This is a genomic window from Agromyces sp. GQ35, assembly GCF_059758475.1.
The window spans coordinates 1,310,282-1,325,956 of record NZ_JCAXEO010000001.1; the positions used below are offsets into that span (position 1 = coordinate 1,310,282).

General features: G+C 69.5%; 15 protein-coding genes. 3 read left to right on the plus strand and 12 right to left on the minus strand.

Annotated features, from left to right (window positions below; genetic code table 11):
- Positions 1-167: 167 nt before the first annotated feature.
- The 6 genes from AC6CH0_RS06160 to AC6CH0_RS06185 all read right to left on the minus strand — a co-directional run bounded on the left by AC6CH0_RS06160 (position 168) and on the right by AC6CH0_RS06185 (position 5,899).
- A complete protein-coding gene (locus AC6CH0_RS06160; protein WP_498098927.1) occupies positions 168-1,289 on the minus strand; it encodes an NYN domain-containing protein in 1,122 nt (373 codons plus the stop codon).
- 58 nt (positions 1,290-1,347) lie between these two features.
- Positions 1,348-2,331 carry a serine hydrolase domain-containing protein gene (locus AC6CH0_RS06165; RefSeq protein ID WP_498098928.1) on the minus strand — a complete coding sequence of 328 codons (984 nt, stop codon included), beginning with the start codon at positions 2,329-2,331 and terminating at the stop codon, positions 1,348-1,350.
- A gap of 49 nt (positions 2,332-2,380) precedes the next feature.
- The gene (locus AC6CH0_RS06170; RefSeq protein WP_498098929.1) at positions 2,381-3,307 is read right to left on the minus strand and encodes a 2-hydroxyacid dehydrogenase; all 927 of its coding nucleotides are present in this window, start codon (positions 3,305-3,307) and stop codon (positions 2,381-2,383) included.
- Positions 3,308-3,378: 71 nt separating this feature from the next.
- Entirely contained in the window at positions 3,379-4,176 is a 798-nt protein-coding gene (locus AC6CH0_RS06175; RefSeq protein WP_498098930.1) for an amino acid ABC transporter ATP-binding protein, read from the minus strand.
- A gap of 10 nt (positions 4,177-4,186) precedes the next feature.
- Positions 4,187-4,993: an amino acid ABC transporter permease gene (locus AC6CH0_RS06180; protein WP_498098931.1), complete on the minus strand. Its 807-nt coding sequence runs from the start codon at positions 4,991-4,993 to the stop codon at positions 4,187-4,189.
- A 45-nt stretch (positions 4,994-5,038) separates the two neighbouring features.
- Positions 5,039-5,899 (minus strand): ABC transporter substrate-binding protein, encoded by an 861-nt coding sequence (locus AC6CH0_RS06185; protein WP_498098932.1) that lies wholly within the window; start codon positions 5,897-5,899, stop codon positions 5,039-5,041.
- A gap of 140 nt (positions 5,900-6,039) precedes the next feature.
- On the opposite strand from AC6CH0_RS06185, the gene AC6CH0_RS06190 reads away from it, so the two are divergent.
- From AC6CH0_RS06190 to AC6CH0_RS06200, 3 genes are read left to right on the plus strand one after another with little or no spacing between them, the layout of a single operon-like run.
- Complete coding sequence (locus AC6CH0_RS06190; RefSeq protein ID WP_498098933.1) at positions 6,040-6,816, plus strand: FadR/GntR family transcriptional regulator; 777 nt, start codon at positions 6,040-6,042, stop codon at positions 6,814-6,816.
- 26 nt (positions 6,817-6,842) lie between these two features.
- Complete coding sequence (locus AC6CH0_RS06195; RefSeq protein WP_498098934.1) at positions 6,843-8,354, plus strand: gamma-glutamyltransferase family protein; 1,512 nt, start codon at positions 6,843-6,845, stop codon at positions 8,352-8,354.
- A 47-nt stretch (positions 8,355-8,401) separates the two neighbouring features.
- Entirely contained in the window at positions 8,402-9,214 is an 813-nt protein-coding gene (locus tag AC6CH0_RS06200) for a sulfite exporter TauE/SafE family protein (protein ID WP_498098935.1), read from the plus strand.
- A 13-nt stretch (positions 9,215-9,227) separates the two neighbouring features.
- On the opposite strand, the gene AC6CH0_RS06205 is transcribed toward AC6CH0_RS06200, so the two are convergent.
- The 6 genes from AC6CH0_RS06205 to AC6CH0_RS06230 all read right to left on the minus strand — a co-directional run bounded on the left by AC6CH0_RS06205 (position 9,228) and on the right by AC6CH0_RS06230 (position 15,509).
- The gene (locus AC6CH0_RS06205) at positions 9,228-10,664 is read right to left on the minus strand and encodes a rhamnulokinase (protein ID WP_498098936.1); all 1,437 of its coding nucleotides are present in this window, start codon (positions 10,662-10,664) and stop codon (positions 9,228-9,230) included.
- On the minus strand, positions 10,661-10,783 hold the full coding sequence (locus tag AC6CH0_RS06210) for a hypothetical protein (protein WP_498098937.1): 123 nt from the start codon (positions 10,781-10,783) through the stop codon (positions 10,661-10,663). The genes AC6CH0_RS06205 and AC6CH0_RS06210 overlap by 4 nt, the downstream gene beginning before the upstream one ends.
- Entirely contained in the window at positions 10,780-12,831 is a 2,052-nt protein-coding gene (locus AC6CH0_RS06215; RefSeq protein ID WP_498098938.1) for a bifunctional aldolase/short-chain dehydrogenase, read from the minus strand. The genes AC6CH0_RS06210 and AC6CH0_RS06215 overlap by 4 nt, the downstream gene beginning before the upstream one ends.
- Positions 12,828-13,799: an alpha/beta hydrolase gene (locus tag AC6CH0_RS06220; RefSeq protein WP_498098939.1), complete on the minus strand. Its 972-nt coding sequence runs from the start codon at positions 13,797-13,799 to the stop codon at positions 12,828-12,830. The genes AC6CH0_RS06215 and AC6CH0_RS06220 overlap by 4 nt, the downstream gene beginning before the upstream one ends.
- 115 nt (positions 13,800-13,914) lie before the next feature.
- Positions 13,915-15,081: an L-rhamnose isomerase gene (gene rhaI / locus AC6CH0_RS06225; RefSeq protein ID WP_498098940.1), complete on the minus strand. Its 1,167-nt coding sequence runs from the start codon at positions 15,079-15,081 to the stop codon at positions 13,915-13,917.
- Positions 15,078-15,509 carry an L-rhamnose mutarotase gene (locus tag AC6CH0_RS06230; RefSeq protein WP_498098941.1) on the minus strand — a complete coding sequence of 144 codons (432 nt, stop codon included), beginning with the start codon at positions 15,507-15,509 and terminating at the stop codon, positions 15,078-15,080. The genes rhaI and AC6CH0_RS06230 overlap by 4 nt, the downstream gene beginning before the upstream one ends.
- Between the last annotated feature and the right edge of the window lie 166 nt (positions 15,510-15,675).

The window sequence follows — 15,675 nt, forward strand, 5'->3', positions numbered from 1 at the left end:
CCCGCACGCCCGCCCGTGACGACCTTTTGCGCGCTCACGACCCCTGCAACACCGCCCGGATGGCGCAAACGGTCGTGGGAGGGAGGCGCAACGGCGCAGAGAAGTGGAGAGAGGGCGGCGCGGAGCGTGCTCGGAGGGGCGGGAGGGGAAGCGCCGCGGGGCGCGGCTCAGTCCTTCTTCGGGCGGATGCGCACGCGGCCCCGGCCGGCCTCATCGAGCTCGACGACTCCGCCGCGAGACTTGAGGAAGTCGGTGAACGACGCGAAGCCGAGTCTGCGCTCCTGGAACGTCGGATCCATGCGCATCATCTGGTTCTTGACCGCGCTCGACGACTGCCACTCCTCGTCGTTCTTCGCGCGCATCAGCTCGAGCGCCTTCAGCAGCAGTCGGCCCGGGTTGCGCGGGCTGCCGGCCGAGACGTCGTCGTCGATCGGGCCCGGGTCCGTCGGCGCGACGAACTGCAGTGCCCGTGCCGACGGACGCTGCACTTCGGCCTCGGGCACGGCCGACTCGATCGCGGCCTCCGTGCCGGCCTCGGTCGCCTTCTTCGTCGACGCACGACGACGGCGGGCGGGAGCCTTGGCCGTCTCGGCCGTGGGTTCGGCGGCAGCCGTTGCAGCCTCTTCAGCAGGTTCGGTCTCGGTCACCGCTGCACCCCCGCGGCCGCGTGAGCCGCCTCGAGTGGCTGGCGCAGGGACCTCCGTCACCTCGTCGTCGCTCACGGCGACGTCGGTGGCGAGCAGCGTGTCGTAGTCGGCGTACTCGTCGCACGATGCCGTGAGCGCTCGGCTCGTGCCGCCCGCGACGCCGATGCCGACGACGTAGCGGCCGAGCCGCTTGGCCTTCTGCGCGAGCGCGACGTAATCGGAGTCGCCGGCGACGATGACGATGTGCGAGAGGTCGTCGATGCGGAACATGTCTTCGACCGCGTCGACCGCGAGTCGGATGTCGGCGCCGTTCTTCGTCGCCGACAGCGGGAAGAGCTGCACGAGGTCGACGGCCCGGTCGATGAGCTGCCCGCGGTAGCTCGCGTTGATGGGCGTCGACCAGTCGGCGTAGGCCCGCGCGATCGCGATCGTGCCGAAGGTGGCGGCGAAGTCGAGCACGGCGTCGATGTCGACGGTCGCCTCGGCGAGCTTCTTCGCCGTCTGCGTTCCCGCGGCGGGCGCCTTGCCGCGCGAGGTGTCCTTGCGGTACGCGCTGTCACCGTGCAGCTGGTCGTATCGCGAGATCACGATGTTGTCGAAATCGAAGTACAGGGCGACGCGAGGTTCTGCCGAAATGGCCATGCCTCGACCCTATGCCTCTCGGGTCGGCGGTGCCTGAGTGCCGGTGGGAATGCCGTTGCTACGCACCCGCGACCACCGCGTTGTGCAGCTCGTCGCCGTCGACGCCGAGCCGGCCGAAGCCGCCGGCGATGTTCGTGAGCAGCACGAAGCAGACATCCTGCGACGGCGTGATCCAGAACTCGCACCCGGCCCAGCCGCCGTGGCCGTAGCTGTCGCGCGCGAGCAGGCCTGGAGCGTTGTTGCGCAGGTTCCACGTGAAGCCCCACTCCTGACCGCGCTCGGCCCGGTAGGGCTCGAGCTTCGTCATGTCCGTGGTCAGTGGGCGCAGCATCGCCTCGACGGTGATGGGTGCGACGAGCGAGCCGTCGTTGCGCAGCAGGGCGCTGCCGACGGCGAGCAGGTCGGCGGCCCGCGCGAACAGTCCGGCCCCGGGGTGGCCGAGCGCCGCGAATCGCGGGTAGTCGAGACCCTGAGCGGATGCCTCGATGACTTCGTGCGGCGTCGAGTCGACGTCGAGCGTGAAGCCGTCGGCGCCGGCTCGTGCCGCGACGGCGGCGACCGCGTCGAACCACGGCTCGTCGCCGGCATGCTCGATCAGGGCGGCGACCCCCTCGAAGCCGATGGTCGAGTATCGCGTGACCGTGCCGGCCGTGAAGTCGCGCCCGGGTGCGAGCAGCAACGAGCGCAATCCGGGAGTGTCCATCGGGGGTTCGACGATGCCCGAACTGTGGCTGACGAGGTGTCGAAGCCGCACGACGTCGTCGCGGTCGGCACCGAACTCGGGTACGGCGTCGGCGAGGGGCGTGTCGGGTGTGAGCCGCCCCTGCTCGACGAGTCGCAGGGCGGCGAGACCGACGAGCGGCTTCGTCACCGAGAAGAGGGGATAGTGATCGTCGACGGATGTCTCGCGCCCGCGCTCGGTGCCGAACGCGTCGAGTGCGACGATGCCGGCGCTCGTTGCGATGCCGAGCACGGCCGTCGGCAGCGCGCCGCTGGCGGTGTTCCGTCGTGCCCAATCGAAGGCGTGGTCGAAGTGGGGCATGGGGTCCTCTCGAAGATGTGCCGGTCGAGCCTGTCGAAGCCCAGGTCCGTCAGCTGCGGTACACGACGTTCAGGGGTTCGTCGCCGCGGAGCATCCGCTCGATCTGCTCACGCAGCAGCCGTGCCATGCGCGGCATCATCGCGGTCGACGCGCCGCCCACGTGCGGGCTCACGAGCACGTTCGGCAGAGCGAACAGCGGATGCCCCGTCGGCAGCGGTTCGGGATCGGTGACGTCGAGCGCGAACCGCAGGCGACCGCGCTCGGCCTCGGCGAGGATCGCCGCGGTGTCGGCGACCTTGCCGCGGGCGATGTTCACGACGAGGGCACCGTCGGGCAGCGCGGCGAGGAACGCTGCGTCGACGAGCCCGGTCGTCGACTCGGTGAGCGGAACGCCGACGATGACGATGTCGGCGTTCGGCAGCAGCGCCGGCAGCTCGTCGATGCCCCGGATGAACCCCTGCTCGTCGGAGCGTGCGCGGCTGGCGACGCGGGTGACCTCGACCTCGAACGGGGCGAGTCGGGCCTCGATCGCACGGCCGACGCCGCCGTACCCGATGAGCAGCACGCGTCGGTCGGCGAGGCTCTCATGCCGGGCCGGCGCCCATCGGCCCTCGCCCGCGGCGCGCACGAAGTCGGGGATGCCGCGCTGCGACGCAAGGATGAGTGCGAGCGTGAGCTCGGCGGTGGAGGTCTCGTGCACGCTCGCTGCATTGGCGTACACGTGGCCCGGCGGCAGTGCGGCCGGGACGCCGTCGAAGCCGATCGACTGCGACTGCACGAGCCGCGTGCTGACGCCGTCGAGCGCACCGAGCACGGCCGTCGTCCCCATGTACGGCGGCACGACGAGGTCGATGCGGTCCGCCGGCGCGGGGGCTTCGAGATCCCAGATGACGACGTCGACGCGCGGCGGCGGTGTGCCCAGGGCATCGAGCAGTGTGGTTCCGGGCACGCTCACGAGCAGTTCGGCTTGCGTCATGCGTCAATCCTTCCAGAGGGGGCGCGCACGATGTCCGACGACGGCGCCTCCTCGCCCGCGTGGCCCTGCTGTCACAACACCTTCGACAGGAACTGGCGTGTGCGCTCGTGCTGCGGCGCGGTGAAGACCTGGTGCGGGTCGCCCGACTCGATGATCCTGCCCCCGTCCATGACGACGACGCGATCGGCCACTTCTCGAGTGAACCCCATCTCGTGGCTGACGACGATCATCGTCATGCCGGCGGCGGCCAGGTCGCGCATCACCGCGAGGACCTCACCGACCATCTCAGGGTCGAGGGCGCTCGTCGGTTCGTCGAAGAGCATCAACGCGGGGCGCATGGCGAGCGCCCGCGCGATCGCCACGCGCTGCTGCTGTCCTCCCGACAGGGAGCGGGGGCGCACGTCCGCCTTCTCCGCGAGGCCGACACGACCGAGCAGTTCGTTGGCGTAGGCGACGGCGGCGGCCTTCCCCTCGCGCTTCACGTGGACCGGCGCATGCCAGATGTTCTCGAGCACGGTCATGTTCGGGAACAGGTTGAAGTGCTGGAACACGAACCCGATCTCGGCTCGCTGCTGCGCCAGTTCGCGGACGGATCGCTCGACGAGCCGCCCGCGCGGGTTCGTGCGCTGGCCGATGCGTTCGCCGCGCACGGCGATCTCGCCCGCATCGATCGCCTCGAGTCGATTGAGGGTTCGCAGGAACGTCGTCTTGCCTGCGCCGGATGGGCCGACGAGCACGACCACTTCGCCGCGAGCGACCTCGAGGTCGACGCCGGTCAGGATGTGCTTGTCACCGAAGGACTTGTGCACGCCGACGGCACGCACGATTGGCTCGACGTCGATCGTGTTCGGGGCGGTGTACAGGGTCATTGCTCGCTCCTCACGCGGCATCGACGGGCTGGAGGGCCGGCGCGGCCACGGCGGTGGCCTTCCGGCTGCGGAGACCGAAGAGCCGCTTGAGCACGGGCTCGGCTCGCGGAAGACCGGCTTGGGCGTTGAGCATGTTCTCGATCCCGGTCTGGATCAATGTCCAGACGGTCGTGAGGAGCAGGTAGTAGAGCGCGACCACGATGTAGATCTCGAACACCTTGAACGTCGAAGCGCTCATGGTGCTCCCGATCTGGAACATCTCGGCGACGCCGATGATCGACAGGATCGAGGTGCTCTTCATGAGGCCGTTGAAGGAGTTGCCGAGCGGCGGCACCATCACCCGAATCGCCTGCGGCACGATGATGCGGCGCATCGCACCCAGCGGGGTCATTCCGAGTGAGAGCGCTGCTTCGTTCTGTCCGCGGTCGACCGATTCGAGGCCCGAGCGGACGATCTCGGAGATGTACGCGCTCTCGTTCAGCATGAGGCCGACGATCGCCGCCTGCACGGCGCCCTTGATGAGAGCGCCGAACAGGTCGACATCCTCGAAGCGGAACAGCCCTGCGGCGGCGAATCCGGTGTAGATGATCACGAGCTGCACGAGCAACGGAGTGCCGCGGACCACCCAGATGTAGAGGCTCGCGAAGATGCGCAACGGCAGGAATCGACTGCGGCCCATCAGCGCGATGAGGAGTCCGAGCACGAGGGCGAGCGCCATCGCCACCACGGAGATGATGACGGTCAGCGCGAGTCCATTGAGGAACTGCGGGCTCGGCGTGAGCAGGCTCTGCCAGAAGTAGGTCCAGTCGAACGCCATGGGGGGCTCCTTCGGAGGTCGGTATGCGGGGGTGCCCGACAGCGGCTACGCGCTCGCGGTGATGTCGGCGCTCTGCACGCCCCACTGCTCGAGGATCTCGTGGTAACGACCGTCGTCGAGCAGTGTCTGGAATGCCTCGTCGAGAGCCTCGTTGAGGGCGGCGTTGTTCTTGAGGGTCGCCGCGCCGATCTCGATCTTGCCGAACGGCTCCCCGGTCATCACGAAGTCTCCGTCGGACTCTCGATGGTAGAAGTCGACGATCTCCGAGGTGTCGATGAAGGCGTCGGCTTGGCCGGCGAGCACCTGTTGGATCGCGTTCGTGCCTTCGTCCACGAGCGTGAGCTCGATCGGCGCCTCGCCGGAGTCGGCGCACTCCTTCGACCGGTTCTCGGCCTCGACGGCGCCCGTGGCCCCGGTGATGGCGACGACCTTCGTGCCGCAGAGGGATTCGTCGAACCCGCTGACGTCCTTCGGGTTGGCCTTCGCCACGCCGACGGCCGTTCCGGAGTAGAGGTAGGGGACGAAGTTCGCGATCTCCTCGCGTTCCGGCTTGATGTAGAGCGAGCCCATGATCACGTCGCACTGCTGCGCCTGGAGCGCCGGGATGAGGCCGGCGAATGCGTACTCGGAGAGCTTCAGCTCCAGGTCCAGCTCGGTTGCGAGGGCGCCGGCGATGTCGATCTCGACGCCCGTCAGCTCGTTGTTCTCGTCGTAGAAGATGTTCGGCGGGGAATCACCGGTGCAGATCGTCAGGGCGCTGGGGGAGACCAGCTTGATCGAATCTCCCGCCGAATCGGGCGACCCTGTGTCCGAAGCGCCGGTTCCCGCGCACGCGGCGAGGGAAAAGGCGACGGCAAGGGTCGCGGTCATGCCGGCGGATCGGCGGAGAAAGAACGAATCGGCCACGATCACTCCTAGATTTTCGGGGGGTCACTACGCTGTGTTCGGAGAGTTTGACAGCTGGTAGGACCAACTGTCAATCTGTTCAGTGGGAGGATGTCGTTCGCTCGACACTTCCCGCTCGGCATCCAACGAAGGAGCGCGATATGGAATGGACATCGCTGCGGAGATCGGAATCGCTCTCTCTGCCCGATCGACTCTCCGTCGACCTCGAACGACTCATCATCGACGGGCAACTGAAGCCCGGCGATCGACTGCCTCCCGAGCGGGAGCTCGGTGAGCTCCTCGGCGTCTCCCGGGTGTCGATCCGACAGGCGCTCCACGAACTCGAGAGCAGGGGCCTCATCGACCGTCGACCGGGACGGGGCACGATCGTCGTCTCCGCTGCGTCCCGCGGTGGTCACGCCGGTGACGCGCTCTCAGTCCTCCTCGACGCCACGGCCGCCGGGAACACCGAGCTCTCCCGCATCATGGAACTGCGTGCAGTGATCGAGCCGCCGATCGCGGCGCTGGCCGCGACCCGGGTCACGTCCCGCGACATCGCGCAGCTCCGCGCGCTCGTCGAGGAGATGGAGGTCGAGACCGACCTCGAGCACTATGCCGTGCTCGATCGCGCGTTCCACCAATCGATCTCCCAGTACACGCACAACCCGCTGCTCGCCCAGCTCACCGAACTCATCGCGTCAGAGATCGCTCCGAGCCGGCGGCGCGCGCTGCAGACGCCCGAGCGCCGGATCGCGTCGAGCGCGGCGCACCGCCGCATCTTCGAAGCGATCGCAGCGCACGATGGGCCCCAGGCGGAGTCGGAGGCACGAGCGCACGTCGAGTCCGTGCTCTTGTCGGCTCTGCGCGCCTCCTCGGCAGATTCCGACGCGGCCGACGCGGCCGTCTCGTCCGCGGCGACCGAGTCGACACCCGCATGACGCCGGTGAATGCCACGCCTGGTGCGGTGGCCACGTCTCACTACCTCGCCACCGAGGCCGGCGCCGACGCATTGCACAGCGGCGGCAACGCGATCGATGCAGCGATCGCCGCCGCCGCCATGCTCTGCGTCGTCTACCCGAACAACGTGGCCCTCGGCGGTGACCTCGTCGCGCTCGTGCGCAGCCCCGACGGGGTCGTGCGCTTCGTGAACGCGACCGGCCGTGCGCCTTCGGCGATGGGTCTCGCCGAGCTCCGCGAGCGTCACGGTTCCGCGCTGCCTGCACGTGGCATCGACACGGTCACGGTGCCGGGTGGCGTCCGTGGCTGGCACGCGCTCGCCGATCTCGGTGGTCGACTCACCTGGGAACAGCGCCTCGGTCGAGCCGCAGCCGCCGCGCACGATGGTGTGCCGGTCGCGCGATCGGTGGCGCGAGCGGCGCGCATCGACCGTCGCGACCTGGCGGCGGACGCCGGCTGCCGCGACCTCTTCCTCCCCGACGGGTCGCCGATCGAGGAGGGGGCTGCGTTGCTCCAGCCCGCCCTCGGCGACACGATCGGACGGCTCGCCGAGCACGGACCCGACGAGTTCTACATCGGACGCATCGCGTCGCGTTGGATCGCCGGCCTCTGTGCGCTCGGCAGCCGAATCAGCGAGACGGATGTCGCCGGATATCGTGCAGGTATCGAACGGCCCATCTCGATCGAGACGCTCGGCATCGAGGTGCTCACCAGCCCTCCGAACACCCAGGGGTTCTCGCTGCTCCGCACATTGCGGGCGCTCGAACAGGATGGAATCACCGACCCTCTCGGTGCCGACGCCGGCCGGCTCGCGGCCGTCTTCGCCGGCAACAACCGGGTGCGCGCACGCTGGCTCGCCGACCCCGATACCTCGGAGGTCGGCGCGGACGAACTCGTCGGCATGGACGCCCCGGAACTCATCAGCGCCGACGCGCGAGCGGCATCCGGGGACACCGTCGGCCTCACCGCCGTGAGCGCCGACGGATGGGCGGTCTCGCTCGTGCAGTCGGTGTACTGGGCGTTCGGAGCCTGCGTGCTCGAGCCCGATACCGGCATTCTCTTCCAGAATCGCGGGACCTCGTTCTCACTCGACGCCGCGCATCCCGCCGCCTACGCGCCCGGCCGTCGCCCGCCCCACACGCTCATGCCCGTGCTCGCCCAACGCGACGGCGAGCTCGCGTTCGCGGCGGCGACCATGGGCGGACAGGCACAGCCGCAGATCCACGCCCACCTGCTGCTCAACTCCCTCGCGGGGGCGTCCGCGATCGAGGCGACGAGCGCAGCCCGCTGGGTCGTCGGCGTGCAGGACGACGGCGACACCGCTCGCACGGTCACGGTCGAAGCGGATGTGCCCGGCCGAGCGCAGGAGGCGCTCCGGGCGAGCGGGCTCCAGGTGAAGACCGTGCAGCCCCGTGACGAGGGGCTCGGTCACTCCAACCTGATCCGCATCCTGCCGTCGGGCTACGACGCCGCCAGCGATCCGCGCTCCGACGGGTCTGCGGCCATCGTCGGCGAGTGACCGCGCCCGTACCGAACACACCTGAAACGACGAACCGAGATCTGAAGATGACGCGCCACCTCGAATCCAACGCCACCCCCGCCGACGCCACCCGGTATTCGGCGGTGGCGCTGATCGCGCTCGGCCTGGCAGCGGGCTACCTCTCCGGCCTGTTCGGCGTCGGCGGCGGTATCGTCGTCGTCCCCGCGCTCATGCTGCTCGGCTTCTCTCAACGCCTCGCCGCCGGCACCTCGGTCGCGGCCATCCTGCCGACGGCAGTGGTCGGTGCGATCAGCTATGCCCTGTCGGGAAATGTCGACTGGATCGCCGGCGCGTTGCTCGCCGTCGGAGTCGTCGGCGGGGCGCAGATCGGAACCTACCTGCTCGCCAGGATCCCGAAGGCGCCGCTTTTCTGGTCGTTCATCGGGTTCCTGGCCATCACGGTCGTGAGCCTGTGGATCGTGGTGCCGCAACGCGACGACGTGATCGCGCTCGACCCCTTGACCGCCATCGCGCTCTGCGTCGTCGGCGTGATCACCGGTGTGCTCTCCGGCCTCCTCGGTGTCGGCGGCGGCATCGTGGTCGTCCCGGTGCTGATGTTCTTCTTCGGTGCGAGCGACCTCGTCGCGAAGGGCACCTCCTTGCTCATGATGGTGCCGGGCTCGGTGTCGGCGACGTTCGGAAACGCCCGACGTCGCAACATCGACGTGCGCGCCGCGGCGTTCGTCGGGATCACGGCGTGCGCGGCATCCCCGCTCGGACTGCTGACCGCGACCGCCATCACGCCGTTCTGGTCGAACGTCGCGTTCTCGGTGCTCATCACGGGCGTGGCCGTTCAGCTGCTCCTGAAGCACCGCAAGAACCGTCGGGCGTCGGCCTGAGCGGAAACGTCCTTCAGCGCCCGACGGGCTGGTACCGCCGTGGCGGAAAGGCGGCACCGACGAGCACGCGCAGCGACTCGAGGTCGCCGCTCGCGAACCCCTGCGTCCGCGCCTGCACGAGCACGTTGCCGATGGCCGTCGCCTCGACCGGACCGGCGAGCACGAGGATGCCCGAGCGGTCGGCCGTGCGCTGGCAGAGCAACTCGTTCAGTGCACCGCCGCCCACGACGTGGATCGTCTCGACGTCGACGCCCGAGAGGATCGACGCCGTGCGCACGGCGCCGGCGAACGCCTCGGCGAGACTCTCGATGATCGATCGCGCGAACTCTGCGCGCGTCGCCGGTGCGGCGACCCCCCGCTCGCCGCACCACTCGGCGATGCGTCCCGGCATGTCACCCGGGGCCAGGAACCGCGGGTCGTTCGCGTCGAACACCGCAACGGGCGAGGTGACGGATGCCGCAGCTCCGAGCAGCGCCGCAAGGTCGATGCTCGCCCCGTCGCGCTCCCACCAGCGCACCGACTCGGAGAGCAGCCAGAGTCCCATGACGTTGTGCAGGAAGCGCACACGCCCGTCGACGCCGCCCTCGTTCGTGAAGTTCGCCTCGCGCGCGGCATCCGTCAGTACGGGGCGCTCGAGCTCGACGCCGACGAGGCCCCAGGTGCCGCACGAGATGTAGGCGGCCGACTCGGCTCGCATGGGCACCGCGACCACCGCGGAGGCGGTGTCGTGCGACCCCACCGCAACGACCTCGACGCGCGTCGGGGCGCCGAGGTCGGCTGAGACTCCGGCCCGCAGACCGCCGAGCGAGTCGCCGGGCGCGACGAGCGGTGCGAAGACGGATGCCGGAAACCCGAGCTGTTCGATGAGCTCGTCGTCCCATTCGCCCGACTCCACGCCGACGAGCCCGGTCGTCGACGCGTTCGTGCGCTCGGCCACCCTCGCGCCCGTGAGCTGGAATCCGATGAAGTCGGGCACGAGCAGGAGCGAATCGGCGAGGTCGAGCCATCCGCTCGTCCCGTCGCGCTCGGCGGCGAGCTGGTACACCGTGTTGAACGGCAGGAACTGCAGCCCGTTGCGGCGGTAGAGCTCGTCGAAGGGCACGGTCGCGTGCACGGCGTCGACGCCGGCCGCGGTGCGCTCGTCGCGGTAGTGGAACGGCTCGCCCAGCACCCGGCCGCCGCGCAGCAGTGCGTAGTCGACCGCCCACGAGTCGACGCCGATCGAGGCGACCGCCGGGTCGCGCCGGAACGCATCGGCGAGCCCGCGGGAGAGCGCGCCGTAGAGGCCGGTGAGATCCCAGTGCAGGCCCGATGCGAGGTGCACCGGGCCGTTCGTGAATCGCGCGACGTGATCGAGCTCGAGCGTGCCGGCGCGCTGGTCGATCCGGCCGAGGATGACTCGCCCGCTCGTCGCCCCGAGGTCGACCGCCGCGACGGTGCCCGCGGTCATCGCGCGACCTCGTCGGTCGAGTAGGCGCGCAGCGCCGTATCGAGACCCGAAGCGCGAGCGCTCCTGATCTCGATACGCTCGCCGGCGCTCGCCATTCGATCGACGGGTGTGGCGATCATCGCAGGAACGCCGCGGCGACGCCCGCGTCGACCGGGATGTGCAGGCCGGTCGTGTGCGAGAGTTCGGGGCCGGTGAGCACGATCACGGCGTTCGCGACGTGCTCGGGGAGCACCTCGCGCTTCAGAATCGTGCGCTGGGCGTAGAACTTGCCGAGGTCCTCCTCCTCGATGCCGTAGGTCTTGGCACGGTTCGCGCCCCAGCCCGAGGCGAAGATGCCCGAGCCGCGCACGACGCCGTCGGGGTTGATGCCGTTGACCTTGATGCCGTACTCGCCGAGCTCGACCGCGAGCAGCCGCACCTGGTGGGCCTGGTCGGCCTTCGTCGCCGAGTAGGCGATGTTGTTCGGCCCCGCGAACACCGAGTTCTTCGACGAGATGTAGATGATGTCTCCGCCGAGGCCCTGGTCGATGAGCACGCGGGCGGCGGCCTTCGACACGAGGAAGGAGCCCTTCGCCATGACGTCGTGCTGCAGGTCCCAGTCGGCTTCGGTCGTTTCGAGCAGTGGCTTCGAGAGTGAGAGCCCCGCGTTGTTCACGACGAGGTCCAGGCCCCCGAAGGCGAGCACGGCGTCGTCGATCGCATGCTGCACCGCCGCGGCATCCGTCACGTTCGCCTGCACGCCGATCGCGACGTCCGCGTTGCCGAGTTCGGCGGCAGCGGCCTGCGCCTTCTCGAGGTCGAGGTCGGCGATGACGACGCACGCGCCCTCGGCCGCGAGGCGGGTGGCGATGGCCTTGCCGATGCCGGATGCCGCGCCGGTGACGAGCGCGATGCGGCCGGCGTGCGGTTTCGGCTTCGGCATGCGCTGGAGCTTCGCCTCCTCGAGCGCCCAGTACTCGATCGCGAACTTCTCGGCATCGCTGATGGGGGCGTAGGTCGAGAGCGCCTCGGCGCCGCGCATCACGTTGATGGCGTTGATGTAGAACTCACCGGCAACGCGAGCGGTCTGCTTGTTCGCGCCGTAGCTGAACATGCCGACGCCCGGGATGAGCACGATGAGCGGGTCTGCGCCGCGGATCGCGGGGCTCGAGGCATCCGCGTGGGCGTCGTAGTACGCCTGGTAGTCGGCGCGGTACGCCTCGTGCAGCTCCCGCAGGCGGGCGACGGATGCCTCGACGTCGGCGTCGGCCGGCAAGTCGAGCATCAGTGGCTTCACCTTGGTGCGCAGGAAGTGGTCGGGGCAGCTCGTGCCGAGCGCGGCGAGCCGCGGGTGCTCGGCGCGGGCGAGGAAGTCGAGCACCTCGGGGGCATCCGTGAAGTGGCCCACCATGGGCTTGTCGTGCGAGGCGATGCCGCGGATCGTGGCCGCCAGCGCGGCGGCCTTGGCACGGCGTTCGGATGCCTCGAGCGGTGCGTGGCCCTCGAGCTCGGCGCCGAACGGGTCGGCCGTGCCGTGCTCGGCGATGTACGCCGCGGCCGTGTCGATGATCCACAGCGAGTTGCGCTCGGACTCCTCGGAGGTGTCGCCCCACGCGGTGATGCCGTGCCCGCCGAGGATGCAGCCGATGGCCTGCGGGTTCTTCGCCTTGATCTCGGCGATGTCGAGGCCGAGCTGGAAGCCGGGGCGGCGCCACGGCACCCACACGACACGCTGCTGGCCGGTACCGTCGCTGAAGATCTTCGCGGTGAGCTCTTCGCCGTCGGCCGCGGTCGCGATCGCGATGCCCGAGTCGGGGTGCAGGTGGTCGACGTGCGCCGCGTCGACGAGGCCGTGCATGGCGGTGTCGATCGACGGTGCCGCGCCGCCCTTGCCGTGCAGCGTGTAGTCGAACGCCGCGACCATCTCGTCTTCACGGTCGACGCCGGGGTAGACGTCGACGAGCGCGCGCAGCCGGTCGAGGCGCAGCACCGCAAGACCCTGCTCGGTCAGCGTGCCGAGGTCGCCGCCCGAGCCCTTCACCCACATCAGCTCGACGGGCTCGCCAGTGACCGGGTCGGTCTCGGTGCCCTTGGCCGACGTGTTGCCGCCCGCGTAGTTCGTGTTCTTGGGGTCGGCGCCGAGGCGGTTCGACCGTGCGATGAGGTCGGCTGCTGCCTGGTTCGTCATGAGGAGATTCCTTCGGTGGTGCGGAGGGCGGTCAGGTGTTCGGTGGTCGCCCGTCGGGTGGGGCGACCTGCGCCCGTATCGAGACCCGCGAGGGTGCCGATCCAGCGCACGACGCGCTCGATCGAGTCGGATGCCGCGGGCTCGCCGGGCCGGTTCAGGTGGCCGTGCTCGGTGCCGGGCTCGACGATGAGCTCGAGCGGCACACCCGCCTCGGCGAGCGTCGCGGCGAACACCTCGCCCGAGACGCGGAGCTCGTCGGCCTCGCCGTTGATCATGAGCACGGGCGGAAAACCCGCGAGGTCGGATGCAGCGGCGCGCCCGGGCACGGCCGGCAGCGGCACCTCGTCGACGGGGCCGCCGAGGTAGGCCTCGTACATGGCGCGCACGCTCGCCGGGCCGAAGCGGTCGGCGCCGGGGTTCGCGTCGAGGAGCGCACGGAGCGCGGCATCCGGTGCCGGCTGCACGGCGAGGAGGGTGGGATAGGCGAGGAACACGCCGGCCGGGAGTGCCGGTCGAGAGGTCTCGATACGCTCGCTTCGCTCGCTACTCGACCGGCGGTCGTCGGCGAGTAGGCGCAGCACGGCGCCCGTCACGAGGTTGGCGCCCGCGCTCGCGCCGCCCATCGAGAGCCGCGCCGGGTCGATGCCGAGCCCATCGGCATGATCGAGCGTCCAGCTCCACGCGGCGAGCACGTCGTCGGATGCCGCGGGATAGTGGTTGCCCTGCTCCGCGCTCGCCAGCCGATAGTCGATCGACACGACGGAGATGCCGCGTGCCGCGAGCGAGCGCGCGACCCAGTCGGCCTCGGGCATGTCGAGGTCGCCCGCGACGAAGCCGCCGCCGTGCGCCCAGACGAGACCCGGCGCGCTGCCGTGCGCCGAGGCATCCGTCGCGTCGTCGCCCGCGCTCGCCGGGTACACCCGCACGAGCCCGTCTGCTGCGGCGTACGGCTCGCTCGTCTCAGGCATCCGCTCGTCTCCGTCTCTCATTTCTTCTGCTTCGGTCTCGAGTGGGCGATGTTGGCGCTCATCGGGGCGGGTGCTCGACCAACTTCGCCCACTCGCGAGCATGGTGGGCTCTCGATCAGGCGCCCCAGCCGGCCTGCACGCCGCCGACGCGGTCGGCGGCGATCTTCGCAAGGTAGCCGGATGCCGCGAACGCCGCCATGGGGTCGGCGGGGAGGCCGCGCGACTCGCGCCACTCGGCGAGGGCGGGGCGCACGTCGGTGGAGAAGGCGTCCATGAAAGCGCGGTTGGCCTCGAGCACGTCGCCCGCGAGTTGCGCTGCACGCAGCGCTGCAGTGTCGACGAGCAGGGCCCGGGCGGTCATCTCCTGCACGTTCAGCACGGAGCGGATCTGACCGGGCACCTTGTCTTCGATGTTGTGGCACTGGTCGAGCATGAACGCCACGTCGGGGTTGTTCAGGCCGCCGCCGCGGATCACCTCGAAGATGATGCGGAACAGCTGGAAGGGATCGGCCGCTCCCACGATGAGGTCGTCGTCGGCGTAGAAGCGCGAGTTGAAGTCGAAGGAGCCGAGCTTGCCGAGGCGCAGCAACTGCATGACGATGAACTCGATGTTCGTGCCGGGCGCGTGGTGGCCGGTGTCGAGGCAGACCATCGCCTTGTCGCCGAGGGCTGCCACCTGCACGTACGAGGTTCCCCAGTCGGGAACGTCGGTGTGGTAGAACGCCGGCTCGAAGAACTTGTACTCGAGCACGAGGCGGTGTTCGTCGCCGAGGCGCGCGTAGATCTGCTGCAGCGACTCGTGCAGGCGATCCTGACGGCCGCGAAGGTCGGCCTGGCCCGGATAGTTCGAGCCCTCGGCGAGCCAGATCTTGAGGTCGCGCGAGCCGGTCGCGTGCATGATGTCGATGCACTCGAGGTGGTGGTCGATCGCCTTACGGCGCACGGCGGCGTCTTCGTGGGTGAGTGCGCCGAACTTGTAGTCGTCGTCTTGGAACGTGTTCGAGTTGATCGTGCCGAGGGCGACGCCGTGGTCTTCGGCGTGCTTGCGCAGCACGTCGTAGTCGTCGACCTTGTCCCACGGGATGTGCAGTGCCACGGTGGGCGCGAGGGCGGTGAAGCGGTGCACCTGAGCGGCATCCGCGATCTTCTCGAACGGGTCTCGGGGCGTGCCGGGCGTCGCGAACACCTTGAATCGGGTGCCCGAGTTGCCGAACGCCCACGAGGGCAGCTCGATGGCCTGTTGCTCGAGCTGGCCGAGGATGTCGCTGGAGAGGATGCTCACGATGGCTCTTTCTTGTTTCTGGTGCATGTTCTGTCGTGCGTCGAGGAGTGCTCGGAGCCGAGCGCGGCGAGCTGGTCTTCGAGGTGGAACACCTCGGAAAGTCGTGGGGCGGACTGGTCGGGGCGACCGCCGAGTGAGACGAAGAACTGGGCCATGTCGGCCTCCCACGCTGCAGTGCGGGGGTCGACCTCGAGCGCGGCCTGAGACGCGTCGTCGTCGTCGGTCTCGTAGTAGCCGATGAGCAGTCCGTCGGCGTGGAGGAAGAGGGAGTAGTTGCGTCGACCGGATGCCTCGATCGCGCGGAGCATCTCGGGCCAGACGGCCGCGTGGCGGGAACGGTACTCGTCGAGCCGAGCGGGGTCGACCTGCAGTTGGAAGCAGACCCGCTCCACGTGCCGGTCTGGGGCGGCAGCGCTGCCTTGGCTCATCGTCGAGCTCTCCGTCCTGTTATGAATCGTTTCAAGAGTAGGCGACCAGTGATGCATTCCGCAAGATGGAATGCGTTTTCCGTGATTCTGCCATGGAAGAGCGGGTCTGTGCAGTGCGGGCGATTTCTGCCGCTCCCGTACCGATGCCGGGTCGGTTGCGGAGGCG